The 12348-nt window shown below is 58.0% G+C and carries 13 protein-coding genes; 1 reads left to right on the top strand and 12 read right to left on the bottom strand.

Annotation, left to right across the window (positions count from 1 at the left end):
• The first annotated feature begins 5 nt into the window (after positions 1-5).
• A complete protein-coding gene (locus tag M0P56_RS10475; protein WP_291509975.1) occupies positions 6-248 on the top strand; it encodes a helix-turn-helix domain-containing protein in 243 nt (80 codons plus the stop codon).
• Here M0P56_RS10475 and M0P56_RS10470 read toward each other — a convergent pair.
• The 12 genes from M0P56_RS10470 to M0P56_RS10415 all read right to left on the bottom strand — a co-directional run bounded on the left by M0P56_RS10470 (position 230) and on the right by M0P56_RS10415 (position 12329).
• Positions 230-898 (bottom strand): transglycosylase SLT domain-containing protein, encoded by a 669-nt coding sequence (locus tag M0P56_RS10470; protein WP_291509974.1) that lies wholly within the window; start codon positions 896-898, stop codon positions 230-232. The two genes, M0P56_RS10475 and M0P56_RS10470, sit on opposite strands and share 19 nt — an antisense overlap.
• Positions 895-1311 carry a ClpXP protease specificity-enhancing factor gene (locus M0P56_RS10465; protein WP_291509973.1) on the bottom strand — a complete coding sequence of 139 codons (417 nt, stop codon included), beginning with the start codon at positions 1309-1311 and terminating at the stop codon, positions 895-897. The genes M0P56_RS10470 and M0P56_RS10465 overlap by 4 nt, the downstream gene beginning before the upstream one ends.
• Positions 1312-1651: 340 nt before the next feature.
• Complete coding sequence (locus M0P56_RS10460; protein ID WP_291509972.1) at positions 1652-2656, bottom strand: class 1 fructose-bisphosphatase; 1005 nt, start codon at positions 2654-2656, stop codon at positions 1652-1654.
• Between the two features lie 33 nt (positions 2657-2689).
• Positions 2690-3442, bottom strand: a complete 753-nt coding sequence (locus M0P56_RS10455; protein WP_291509971.1) for a cell division protein ZapD — start codon at positions 3440-3442, stop codon at positions 2690-2692.
• Between the two features lie 134 nt (positions 3443-3576).
• On the bottom strand, positions 3577-4179 hold the full coding sequence (gene coaE, locus M0P56_RS10450; protein WP_291509970.1) for a dephospho-CoA kinase: 603 nt from the start codon (positions 4177-4179) through the stop codon (positions 3577-3579).
• Entirely contained in the window at positions 4180-4980 is an 801-nt protein-coding gene (locus tag M0P56_RS10445; protein ID WP_291509969.1) for an A24 family peptidase, read from the bottom strand.
• Entirely contained in the window at positions 4977-6335 is a 1359-nt protein-coding gene (locus M0P56_RS10440; RefSeq protein WP_291509968.1) for a sigma-54 dependent transcriptional regulator, read from the bottom strand. Before M0P56_RS10440 ends, M0P56_RS10445 begins: the two co-directional genes overlap by 4 nt.
• On the bottom strand, positions 6332-7930 hold the full coding sequence (locus tag M0P56_RS10435; protein WP_291509967.1) for an ATP-binding protein: 1599 nt from the start codon (positions 7928-7930) through the stop codon (positions 6332-6334). Before M0P56_RS10435 ends, M0P56_RS10440 begins: the two co-directional genes overlap by 4 nt.
• Before the next feature lie 123 nt (positions 7931-8053).
• Positions 8054-9763 (bottom strand): type IV-A pilus assembly ATPase PilB, encoded by a 1710-nt coding sequence (pilB, locus tag M0P56_RS10430; protein WP_291509966.1) that lies wholly within the window; start codon positions 9761-9763, stop codon positions 8054-8056.
• On the bottom strand, positions 9733-10632 hold the full coding sequence (aroE, locus tag M0P56_RS10425) for a shikimate dehydrogenase (protein WP_291509965.1): 900 nt from the start codon (positions 10630-10632) through the stop codon (positions 9733-9735). Before aroE ends, pilB begins: the two co-directional genes overlap by 31 nt.
• The gene (locus M0P56_RS10420; protein WP_291509964.1) at positions 10610-11773 is read right to left on the bottom strand and encodes an anhydro-N-acetylmuramic acid kinase; all 1164 of its coding nucleotides are present in this window, start codon (positions 11771-11773) and stop codon (positions 10610-10612) included. Before M0P56_RS10420 ends, aroE begins: the two co-directional genes overlap by 23 nt.
• Before the next feature lie 67 nt (positions 11774-11840).
• Positions 11841-12329 carry a peptidylprolyl isomerase gene (locus M0P56_RS10415; RefSeq protein WP_291509963.1) on the bottom strand — a complete coding sequence of 163 codons (489 nt, stop codon included), beginning with the start codon at positions 12327-12329 and terminating at the stop codon, positions 11841-11843.
• Positions 12330-12348 lie beyond the last annotated feature (19 nt).

Genomic DNA, 12348 nt, shown 5'->3' with positions numbered 1-12348 from the left:
TGGTCATGGAAACCACCGACATGTCTCTGAGCGATTGTGTGACGTTCGTTATGGACCGCTATCTGGCGGATTTGCAAGGCGAAGTGCCCAGCAACTTGCATGCACTGATAATAGACGAAGTGGAACGTGCCCTGCTCGCCAACACCATGCAGCATTGTAACGGACAACGCGGCCTGGCCGCCCAGTGGCTAGGCATCAATCGCAACACCCTGCGCAAGAAACTGCAAGCCTACGGATTAGATATCTGAATCAACTGCGGAGTGGCGTTCGCCACCGATTGCGGGTGCGCACCGACGACTACATTGCCGCGGCCATTCAGGTACTGTTGATAATAGGCAAGTACCCGCGGCACATAAGCCTGGGTTTCTGCAAAAGGCGGAATATGATATCCCGCCTGGATCACTGCTTTCGATCCCGCGTTGTAGGCGGCTACGGCCAGTTTCAGGTCACCACTAAATACGTGCAGCAAATGGGCCAGATACGCCGTGCCACCGTTGATGTTGTCAGCCGGGCTGAATGCATTCGCCACCCCGAAACGATCAGCCGTCGCCGGGATGAGTTGCATCAGCCCGATCGCACCCTTGGGTGAAACCGCCCCCGCATTATAACCGGACTCCGCGCTAATCACGGCGTTAATCAGCGCCGAACTGACCCCGTAATGGCTAGCCGCCGCCCGAATCAGCGCCTGATAATGCGCCCTGGCCACCCTGTTAAAATCCGCGCGCGCCACGGCTACCGCCATTTTCGGCGTCCGCATCACCATCCGGTACCTGTCGTTCCCGGCAGGCACGTTGGTCAGATGCACCACCCCGCTGCTATCGGTATAAGCATAAATATTGGCCTCGGCCGTGCTTCCGCAAAGGAGCAGCAGCGCACCGAGCACCAGGCCAACCCTCACTTCACCACCCGCAGTGAAGGGCGCTCGGGCTTACTGGAGGGGGTATTCGCGTTCTCGACACCGCCTCCCTCTGGAGACGACGGCGGTGTGGTAGGGATTTCGGGATCGGCAAAGCCCATCCCCTCCTGCGTCTCCGCAGCGTAAATCGCCGCCACAGCCGCCATCGGTACATCTACCGTGCGGGCGACCCCACCAAAGCGGGCGTTAAAGGAAATCCAGTCGTCCGCCATGCGGAGACTGTGGCAAGCACGCGGCGAGACATCAAGAATCATCCGTCCATCCTTCTCGTAGCCGCTCGGGACAGAAACTCCCGGATACGCCACGACCACCAGAATATACGGCGTATGTCCCTGGTCCACGCACCACTGATAGACGGCATTGAGCAGATAGGGCTTAGCACTTTCAGGTAACAATTTTTGTTCTCCATCATCATTAAGGCCTGGCAACAACTCACGCACCGGAGCTCGCCATTGCTGCTTTGAAACTCCTTCGTATTCACGTTTATAGACGATTTCTCAGAATTCTCAAGACAACACGCTGGCATAAGGCATATCCATAGGCTCCAAAAACTGGTTCAAAAGCGCAATATGCATTTATTGATATCTGCCTGTTAAGGCCCACCTATGTGGGCCTTAAGTCAAAAAGCCCCGCCCAAAGTATCGGGCGGGGCTTTGAATAACATACCTGTTGTTGGCCCGTGCCAGAGGAGGCCACGCTACCGGATGGCCTCCATCTTCGGATTAACGATCGGGCCTAGTCACGGTGGTAAGCCACCACCCGCTCTACCTCATTTTTGGCACCCAGGATAACGGGGACGCGCTCATGCAAGCCCTGGGGATCGATGTCCAGGATGCGCGTCGTGCCGGTACTGGCGGCACCGCCCGCCTGCTCTACGAGATAGGACATGGGATTGGCCTCATACAGCAGACGCAGCTTGCCCGGTTTCTTCGGATCACGCTGATCAAAGGGATACAGGAAAACACCACCCCGACAAAGGATGCGATGCACATCCGCCACCATGGATCCGATCCAGCGCATGTTGAAGTCGCGCTGCCGGGGCCCATCTGCGCCTTGACCGAGCTCATCAATATAACGTTGCACCGGTTTCTGCCAGTGACGATGGTTGCTCATGTTGATGGCATATTCACTGGTGTCCTCGGGAATACGCATCTGGCTGTGCGTCAGGATATACTCGCCGATGGAAGGATCGAGGGTGAAGCCATTGACTCCATAGCCAGTGCTATAGACCAGCATATTACTGGAGCCGTACAACGCGTAGCCGGCGCAGACCTGCTCCACGCCAGGCTGGAGGAAATCGGCGAGCTCCGCATCACGCCCGGCCACGGGTGCCTTGAGGATGCTGAAAATGGTCCCGACAGTGATGCCGACATCAATATTGCTGGAACCATCCAATGGATCAAAAAGCAGCAGATACTTGCCACGCGGAATATTGTTGGGGATGACGTAGGGATCATCCATCTCCTCGGAGGCCATGCCGGCAAGATGGCCCGTCCAGTCCATAGACTTGAGGATGGCTTCGTTGGAAATGATATCCAGCTTTTTCTGCACCTCGCCCTGCACGTTATCTGTCCCCGCACTGCCCAATGCCCCCACCAGCGCACCGCGATACACCTGCGCCCCAATGAATTTGCAGGAAATGGTGAGATCATTGAGCAGGCCGGCAAAGTCGCCAGAGGCACCGGGATAGAGGCGCGTTTCTTCAATAATAAATTGGCTGAGGGTGGTGCCGATATGCATGGTACGGTCCTTTACTGAAAGATGAGTGATCGTCTAGAGGGCGCTGAGGCCCAATTTAAATTCTACTGTGGATTCTATCGCGCGCGCCGTTCCCTGGTCCAACCATTGCAGTAACTGAATATGAAAGCGATGGATACCTCCACTGATTTTCGGATAGTAATCGGCGCGATCTGTCAATTCCAGGCGGATCATGGAGGGTGGACGGCGGGCATCCAAAGACGCTCCATAACGCCCCTCTCGGGCTTCCACGGTCGACCACGCACAGGAGTCGCGCAACAACGCAAGAATCAGATCAGTACTAACCTGCAGAATTTCCAGACTTTTTTTCCACCCATCCAGAAGCCTATGAATGCGCTCGGGGGCTTGCTGGTTCCAGAACGCCAGTAGGGGCAGATCACAGTCCGCGAGGCCTCCAGCTACCCCCATCCTGCCGCGCGCGAGCTGGATGATTTCCTGATGGCGCAATAATTGCCCGAAAGGCTCACGGTGCGCGCGCAGCGCTTTGACTTGTTGGTCTATGCGAAATTGCCAAGCGCGCAAAGGGTCTTCATTCGCCTCGGGGCTTCGCGCCCATATGGCAAGGCTCTGAGCAAGACGTTCCAGCTCCAGAATGAGATCAAGGCGCAACTCCGGGCGGCTGCAAAAATCGAGCAGCTCATTGTAAGGGCGCAGGGCATCGCGCAGACTGGTGGTGCCCGCTACCTCTCGCTGTAACTGTGTGAAGACGCCCTCCAGGCGCAGCAAAAGGCGCGTGCGCTCATGGAGCGGGTGTTCATAAACGGCCATGCCGTAACCTCATTCAAGAGTCACTGCCACTGCACGGAGCCACAGCACCTCAAAACAGGGAATGGCAGCGTACACCATTTCATTACTGGGCGGCGCCCCACAGGTTGCCACAGGCGCTTTCCCTAAGCAAATCGTTAGGTTCCCCGCAAATGACGAAGATAGAGGGTAACCTGAGCTTGCAACTCGGCCAATGACCCTTCATTGGAAACCATCCAGTCGGCGGTGGCATTACGTGTGACACGATCACATTGCGCCGCGAGCACTGCAGAGATTTGCTTTTCTGTCCAGCCAGGGCGGGCACGCAGGCGCTCTATTTGCAAGGAGCGGGAACAATCGACGACCAAGACCTGATCCAACAAAGGGCGATAGCCATTTTCGACCAGCAACGGCACCATCCAGACTATGAGCGCTTGCGGATGCGATGTGGTCCATGCATCGCTGGCAGCTATAAAGCATGCACGAATAAGCGGATGGAGAAGGCCTTCCAGCCAGGTTTTCGCCGCTGGATCAGCAAAAATCCGGGCACGCAATGCGGCGCGATCGAGGCAGCCATTTTCGTTTAAAAAAGTCGGGCCAAAATGCGCGATTATGGTTTGCAGGGCTGGGCTGCCAGGCGCCACCAGTTCGCGGGCTATGACATCGGCATCCAGCACATGGGCGCCTGCCGCCTTGAGCATCCCGGCGACCGTGCTTTTGCCGCAACCCGCCCCCCCCGTCAGGCCAATCCGCAGCGCCATTCAGGAACCCAGCAGATGCAGGTAACCAGAAATAATAGTTTGTGGCCACAGTAGCATGAGCCAGCCCCCTAGCGCCAAGTAAGGACCGAAGGGCATGGCATAGTCCCGGCCCTTACCACGCAGCAGGAAGCCCAAGGCCACCAGGCCACCGCTCAGGGCGGCGATGAACAGGGTCAAAAAAACGGCCTGCCAGCCCAGCCACGCACCAATCACACCGAGCAATTTGAGATCACCGCCGCCCATTCCGTGCCGCCCGGTCGCCCGATAATACACCGTGGCCAGCAACCATAGACTGCCGTAGCCGATGAGTACGCCGAGCAAAGCATCCAGAGGCGTCACCAGCGCTATTCCCGGCCAGAAAAGTGCCGACCCATTCAGTAGCAGCCCGATCAGCATGCCTGGCTTGGTAATGCGATCGGGCAACAGTTGCGTCTCCAGATCAATCATGGTCAGCGCCAGCAATGCCCAGGTGAATATCAAGGCAGGGGCGAGTGACCAGGTGAGGCCCAGTTGCCAGACAACCACGAGGCTGAGCAAGCTGGTCAGGAGCTCCAGCGCCGGATAACGCCAGGCAATGGGGCTGCCACATTCGTGGCAGCGACCGCGCAACAAGATCCAGCTCAGGACCGGGATATTTTCCCAGGAATGCAGCACGTGGCCGCAGTGCGGGCAGTGGGAGGCGGGATGAATGACGGATTCGTGGCGAGGCACCCGATGTACCACCACGTTCAGGAAACTGCCGACGAGCAGACCGAGCAGGGCGCTTAAGATAGTGATCACGCCCATTGCGCCTTGTGTCATATCCTTTCTCCCGGAGACAATCTGCTGAGTCGCAACTCCAGCGACTGCAAACTGACACCCAGCAAATCTGCGGCATGATGCCGGTCGCCTCCGGCCTGTTCCAGCATCTGTCGCAGGAATACGGCCTCCGCCATGTCTAAACTGGTCGGCGCAGCACTTACCGTTACCGAGGCAAGCATGCCGCTTTCTGGCGCCACACCGCCAGAGGAGACGAATGCTTCTTCAGGTAGAATATCGTCCCGCTGTAATGCAAGACGACGCTCCAGCAAATTTTCCAACTCGCGGACATTGCCGGGGAAAGCGTAACTACCCAGCCGCTCCAGAGTCCCCGCGGGCAGCCGCGCCGACACATCATGCTGTGCACCCCCGATACGTTGTAGGATCACCTCCACCAACTGAGGAATATCTTCCGGATGCTCGCGCAAGGGCGGCATGTGGAGCCGCACGACATCCAGGCGATACAGGAGATCCTGACGAAAGTCACCGGCAACGACCATCTCTTGCAGATCGCGGTGAGTAGCGGAGATGAAACGCAGATCCAGGGGAATTTCCCGCGATGCACCCAGCGGGCGAATGGTCCGCTCCTGAATGGCACGCAAGAGTTTGACCTGCACTATCATCGGTAGTTCACCAATCTCATCCAGGAAAATGGTGCCGCCGTTGGCCGCCACGAAGAGTCCTTCGCGGCGCTGCACAGCACCAGAATAAGCTCCCTTTTCAGCACCAAAAAGCTCGCTTTCCACCAGCCCCTCGGGAATGGCACCGCAGTTGACAGCCACGAAAGGCTTGTCGTGACGGGGTCCCGAGGCGTGAACAGCACGCGCTGCCAACTCCTTACCGGTACCAGACTCACCGGTAATGTGTACGGGCGCATTACTTCGCGCAATGCGTCGGATATCGTCACGCAAGCGCTGCATGACCGGAGAGTCGCCCACCAGCCGTTGTGCGCCGTCCGAACCCGCCGGTGACAAGCGACTGAGATCAACGGCTTGCGATATCAGTCGCCGCAGACGCGCAAGTTCGATGGGCTTGGCCATGTAATCAAAGGCCCCCGCCTGCATCGCCTCGACGGCGCCATCGGCGGAGGAGTAGGCCGTAATCACGGCCACTGGCACTTGCGGATGCAACGCGTGCAAACGACGTACCAAATCAATACCGGAACCATCCGGTAAACGCAGATCACTCAGACATAAAGAAGGGACACTTTCGGCGAGGCGCGCGTAGGCTTCTGCGAGGGAATGGGCACCAGTGACAGCGATTCCCATACCTTGCAGCGTAATACCCAGCAATTCAACGATATTCGGCTCGTCATCCACGATCAGAGCAGGTGGCAATACGGAAAAATCAGCCATCATTCCTCCGCCTCCAGATACCAGCAGGGGAGAAAAATCCGGAATAATACACCACCCTGTGGATGGTTTTCACAATCAATGCGCCCCCCATTGATGCGCAACAGCTCGCGCACCATAGACAAACCCAGTCCGGTACCCCGTGAATTGGTCGTAAAAAACGGCTCAAAAATGCGCTCCATCACCTCCGGCTTTACGCCCGGTCCAAAATCCCGCAGCGTCACCATGATGGTCTCCTTGTCCGCACGTACCGTCTCGATCTCGACGCGCATCGTAGCATCTTCTGCCATACCATACTGCGCGCTATTATGCAGCAGATTCCAGAACACCTGCCGTAGCTGCGCAGGGTCGGCATAGACCGTAAGCTGCGCGGAAATTTCGCGGATAATGATCGTCATGGATGCAAGCAGCGGATCCGCTTGCAACTGGGCGGTGAGCGTCGGCAACCAGCTCAATAACGCGATGGGTTCAGAATGCGCAGGACTCGGGCGGGCCATTTCCAGTACCGATTCAACGATGGCGTTGATGCGCACCGTCTCCCGTTCCAGTATCTCAAAAAGATGCCGCGAACTCGGGGTTTCCACACTCTCGCCGAGCAGGTTGCCCGCGTGGCGAATCACACTGAGCGGATTACGAATTTCATGGGCAATATTAGCCGCCAGACGACCCAGCGCCGCCAGGCGAGCCTCACGTTCGCGGGCACGCAGTGCTGATGCATCCCGGAGGAGCAACAAGCGGTAAGGGCTGCGGGGCAGGGCGATTTTACGTACCAGCAAGGTCTGTGCACTGCCCTGCAAAGTCGAGGAACGCCCGCTTGGCGGAATCACCATCTCGCTGTCATTGTGCGCCGCCTGTCGCAGCATGGTGGCCAGACGCGGCTGTACCAAATCGATGGCGACAGGCGCGGAAGTCCATAGCCGATACCCCGAAAGCGTCCGCGCAACGGGATTGCTGAGAACAACGCGGTTTTGCCGATCCAGCACAAAAACGCCCACATCCATATGCTGCACAATTTCCTGGTTCAGGGCGTTGAGATTGACAACCTCGGCATCCCTTTGCAGTGCCAGACGGTTGCCGCGCTCCAGGCTGATAACCAGACTGTCGGCCAACACCGCCACTGCCACCAGCGCCAGAACATAGATAAAAAGCGGGCCAAGGGGCGGATGCATGGTAGTCATTCCACCCAGGAGTGACTCCGCGACCAGCAGTGCAAGCAGTATCCACACAAAAACAAATGCGCTTTTGCCGCGCAAGAGGCTTGCCGTGGACACTAGCAGCAGAAAAGGAAGGATACTAAAAGGACCGCTGACCCCTCCCCCGAAATGCAATAGCAGCAGCACCAGCAGGGTATCAGTCGACACCTGAATCCAGGCGTGGCCGCGCGGTTGCACGGGCCGCCGCAACAAAAGCGCCAACAGGTAACCGAGACTGACCATGGCGGCCACCAGGGTCAGAACACGCAACAGTCTTGCATGCCCCCCCAGATCAATAATGGCCTCACTGGCCGGTAAGTGTACCAAGATACCAATAACCGCTGCGATGAGCACGCGGTAGGCAGAAATCCCCCAAAGGCGCCGCCAGTCACCCACCATCTCCGGCATATTATGCGCCCCGCCACAAAGCGCTGCCGGACATTACAACGCCATAATTCATCGCGCAACCACTATCCATCGTCATATTTGTGATGCTCTGCACAAAATATCTGGGTATATGGGGAGACAAAATCAAAGATTGGTCACCCGCAGAACCTCCTCAAGGCTAGTGACACCCTCACTGATCCGCTTCAATCCGTTTTGCCGCATGGTCAGCACCCCCTCCTGTGCCGCCTGCCGCGCCAAGTCCATGGAGGTGCCACCACGCATAATGATTTCGCGCATAGCATCGCTCACCGGCATCACCTGATAGAGTCCCATCCGGCCTTTGTATCCAGTGTGATTGCACTGATCACAGCCCGCCGCGCCCAAAGGACGCCAGCCCTGCAGATCCTCAGGCGCGAATCCCGCCTCAATCAGGGCCTGTTCTGGAATACGCAGGGGCTTTTTGCAGTGCGGACAAAGTTTGCGTACCAGTCGTTGTGCCATTACCAGGTGCACACCACCGGCAATGTTATAAGTAGGAATACCCATGTTTTCCAAGCGGGTTAGGCTCTGTGGTGCATCATTGGTATGCAGGGTGGCCAGCACCAGATGGCCCGTCTGGGCAGCCTTGATGGCAGTCTCCGCAGTTTCCAAATCGCGCACCTCACCGACCATGATAATGTCGGGGTCCTGGCGCAGAAAAGAACGCAAGGCGGCGGCAAAATTGAGACCGATGCGCTCGTTGATATTCACCTGATTGATCCCATACACCGGGATCTCCACGGGGTCCTCTGCGGTACTGATGTTGCAGTCGCCGGTGTTGAGGATATTCAGAGCGGTGTAGAGGGTCGTCGTTTTACCGGAACCCGTGGGGCCGGTGACCAGGATCATACCGTAAGGTCGGTGAATGGCCTCTTCAAAGGCCTTATGCTGCTCGGGTAAAAAGCCTAATTGCTCAATGGGCACCTTGGAACTGGCCGGATCCAGCAAGCGCAGCACAATCGTTTCGCCAAAACTGGTGGGCAAAAAAGAGACACGGAAATCAATGACCCGGGCGGGAGGTACCCTTACTCGCAGACGGCCATCCTGGGGCAGGCGTCGTTCAGAAATATCCAGGCGACAGAGAATTTTCAGGCGCGAGGTGACCCCGTCGCGCAACGCCACGGGTGGGTGCAGCGCGTCCTGCAACACGCCATCGAGGCGGTAACGCACCCGAAAATCCTTCTCATAGGGTTCCAGATGAATATCGGAAACCCCGCGCTGAATGGCATCCAGCAGCAATTGCTGGACAAAACGCACCACGGGCGCATCCTCGACCGTACTATCATTTTTCTGCGCAAGATCGAATTCTTCCTGCTCTTCTTCGTCGCGTGGCTTATCTATGAAAACATCATCGATCCCGCCCTGCATACTGTTGGCCGCAGCGTTCACTGCCTTCGCCAGCTTATTGGCCTCGACCAGTATCGGCATCACCTGCAGACCGGTGTTAAACTTCACATCTTCCACCGCCTTAAAATCCGTAGGATCAGCCATGGCGAGGTAGAGGGTGTCTCCATGCTTCGACAAGGGCAGCACCAGGTAGCGGATCATCAGCCCTTTGTCGAGTTTCCGAATAAGCAAGTCATCCATCGCGACCGCATCCAGATCGAGCATGGGCATGTTATAGCGAGCGGAAAGATGTGCCATGAGCACTGCGGCAGGAACAGCGCCTTTCTCGACCACATAAAACAGAAGCGGCGTCTTACCCCGCGCCGGATCGGTGGCAAGGCTCTGTAACTGCGCCTCGTCGCTTAACCCGTTGCTGACTAATGCCCGCAATACGGGTGTCAACGCGATGTGTTCTGGATTTGTAGCCATCGGCGTAAGGTCTCCTCCACGGCGGCGGTTTGCGGCAAAGTTCCCGTCCATATTCGAAAACTCTCCGCGCCTTGCTCTACCAACATGCCCAGCCCATCCATCGCGCCCAGCCCAGCCTGCCGGGCGGCGTGTAGCAGAGGCGTTTCCAATGGGTTATAGACGATATCGTATACGCTGCCATTTCTGGGCATGCAGGCGAGATCCAACTCCGGGTGGCACTCCCCGTGCAGCCCGCGCGCGCTGGTATTGACCAGTAATGCACTGTAGGGCAATACCGCAGACAATGCCGCCGAGTCCAACGGGAGGGGGTGCACCGGGAGATCGGGGAATTGTGCAGCCAGGGCTTCGGCACGCGGCAGATGGCGATTCGCCAAATAAATAGCCGGACATCCAGCATGACCGAGGGCATAGACGATGGCCCGGGCCGCCCCTCCAGCGCCAATCACCGTCGCCGGACATTGCTGCCAGCCAACCCCCGCCGCACGCTCCAGCGCCCGCTGAAAACCGAGTGCATCCGTATTGTGTCCTTCTATATCCGAGGGCGTAAAACATATGGTGTTCACCGCACCGATGGCACGCGCCGCAGCGCTGAGTCGCTGCATCAGCGGCAACACGGCCTCTTTATGGGGGACCGTAACATTCACGCCGCGCACGCCAAGCGCCGCCAGTCCGGCCAGCGCCGTGGCGATCGCCTCTTCATGCACCGGAAAGGGCACATAAACCAGGTCCCGATCCTGCTGCGCTGCAAAGAGGCGATGCATCCACGGCGAGAGGCTGTGTGAGACCGGATGGCCGAGAATGCCATAAACGGCCGTTCCGCCGCCGGGATGCCAACAATTGCCGATGTCAGGCAGTGGGGAGAGCACCATGCGATCTTTCCTTTGCGGTAATTTCCATCCTTTTCGAGAGATGGACAAGCAGTTCTGGCCAGTTATCTCCGGGCAGAATAGTACCCAGGGTCATGGGGCGCTGCGCCCCGGTAACGTGCGCCAAGGGCAGGCGCTGCCCCAGTAAGCACTTTCCACCCAGCCAGGCAAAGGCCAACGCCTCCAAAGCCTGACTGGGAATGCCGCTGTACTGCCCACCGTGCAAAATTCGGGTCTCTGCCAAGACCCCCTGCAAAACGTGCATCAGGGTCGGGTTTTCGGCACCGCCGCCGAACACCAGCATTTCTGCGGCGCCCGGTGTCCAGGTCCTTATCGCTTGCGCCACGGAAACCGCGGTCAATGCCGTCAGTGTCGCCAGAAAATCCGCTGCAGAGCCCTGCCAGAATGACCACCATTGCGTCACCAGTGGCAACCCGAAAACCTCCCGCCCGGTGCTTTTCGGAGGCGGCTGCCGGAAGAACGGGTGCGCCAGCCATGCCTCTAACTGCACAGCATCGCAAAGTCCGTCGGCTGCCATTTGGCCATCCACATCACAGGTCGATTGCCCATCACTGCACAAATGTATGGCCGCATCCATAAGCACATTGCCCGGCCCGCAGTCGAAGGCCAGGAGTGGACGGGGGTCATCCATACCTGGCAACCAGGTCACGTTGGCCATACCGCCGAGATTAAGTACCAGACGGGGTTGTTTATCCTGAAAGCAGTATTGATGGAAGGGCGGAACCAGCGGCGCCCCCTCCCCTCCGGCCGCCACATCGGTACGCCGGAAATCGTGGATCACGGTCAGACCTGTGGCCACGGCGATATCTGCTGCGGCACCAATTTGCAGCGTAAAGCCAGGATCCCCCCGCGGCTGATGACGAATGGTCTGCCCGTGCAAGGCGATAAAGTCTACCGGACCAAGATGGGCGATGGCAGTACGCGCCAATTGCGCATAGCGGGCGCCCAGGCGCCGATCGAGCTGCGCCACCGCCTCGACACTCAATGGCCCATTGGCAGCCAGCACTTCTGCGCGCAACGCCGGATCAAAAGGGTAACTGAAGGTACCCCGGTAACCCGCACAGCCTGCGACATCAAAATCCAGCACCGCGGCATCCACACCGTCGGCGCTGGTTCCAGACATTAAACCCAGGCCACGCAAGGCGACTTACTTGGTCAGAATACGTGTCAACCGGCGCAGCACCGACGCATCAATGAGCCTCGTCATGTGCTCCGTGCCCATGGACATGACCATGGGCCAGTTCCTCGGCGGTGGCATCCCGTACTTCCAGCACCGTCACATCGAAATTCAGGGTCATCCCGGCCAGAGGGTGATTGAGGTCGACGGTAATTTCGTCGCCTTCTATATCGATTACCGTGGCAAGGCGCGTGCCTTCTTCGGTCATTGTCTCAAACTGAGTGCCGATCTCCAGTTCTTCTGGATCGTCAAAGTCCTCAACACCCACCACTTCCACCAGATCTTCGTCCCAATCGCCATAGCCTTCTTCAGGAGGAATGGAGACCTCTAGCTTATCACCGACACGACGCCCCGCCAGAGCCTGCTCCAGGCCGGGGATGATGCCATGGTGGCCATGGAGATAGACGAGGGGCTCTTCACCCACGGAGCTGTCAATCAGCTCCCCCTCTTCATCGGTCAGGGAATAGTCGATAGTGACGACTTTGTCTTTGCTGATCATCATGGCGCGAGTCCTGTAGGTA

It is taken from the genome of Acidithiobacillus sp., assembly GCF_023229925.1.
In the GTDB taxonomy this organism is placed as follows: domain Bacteria; phylum Pseudomonadota; class Gammaproteobacteria; order Acidithiobacillales; family Acidithiobacillaceae; genus Acidithiobacillus.
This window is presented reverse-complemented; position numbering and strand designations above follow the sequence as displayed.

Bases quoted from the DNA above. Each gene is read 5' to 3' on its own strand.
- M0P56_RS10475 (WP_291509975.1), top strand. From the start codon at position 6: ATGGAAACCACCGACATGTCTCTGAGCGATTGTGTGACGTTCGTTATG.
- M0P56_RS10460 (WP_291509972.1), bottom strand. From the start codon at position 2,656: ATGCATATCGGCACCACCCTCAGCCAATTTATTATTGAAGAAACGCGC.
- M0P56_RS10455 (WP_291509971.1), bottom strand. From the start codon at position 3,442: ATGGCCGTTTATGAACACCCGCTCCATGAGCGCACGCGCCTTTTGCTG.
- coaE (WP_291509970.1), bottom strand. From the start codon at position 4,179: ATGGCGCTGCGGATTGGCCTGACGGGGGGGGCGGGTTGCGGCAAAAGC.
- M0P56_RS10445 (WP_291509969.1), bottom strand. From the start codon at position 4,980: ATGACACAAGGCGCAATGGGCGTGATCACTATCTTAAGCGCCCTGCTC.
- M0P56_RS10440 (WP_291509968.1), bottom strand. From the start codon at position 6,335: ATGATGGCTGATTTTTCCGTATTGCCACCTGCTCTGATCGTGGATGAC.
- M0P56_RS10435 (WP_291509967.1), bottom strand. From the start codon at position 7,930: ATGCCGGAGATGGTGGGTGACTGGCGGCGCCTTTGGGGGATTTCTGCC.
- pilB (WP_291509966.1), bottom strand. From the start codon at position 9,763: ATGGCTACAAATCCAGAACACATCGCGTTGACACCCGTATTGCGGGCA.
- aroE (WP_291509965.1), bottom strand. From the start codon at position 10,632: ATGGTGCTCTCCCCACTGCCTGACATCGGCAATTGTTGGCATCCCGGC.
- M0P56_RS10420 (WP_291509964.1), bottom strand. From the start codon at position 11,773: ATGTCTGGAACCAGCGCCGACGGTGTGGATGCCGCGGTGCTGGATTTT.
- M0P56_RS10415 (WP_291509963.1), bottom strand. From the start codon at position 12,329: ATGATGATCAGCAAAGACAAAGTCGTCACTATCGACTATTCCCTGACC.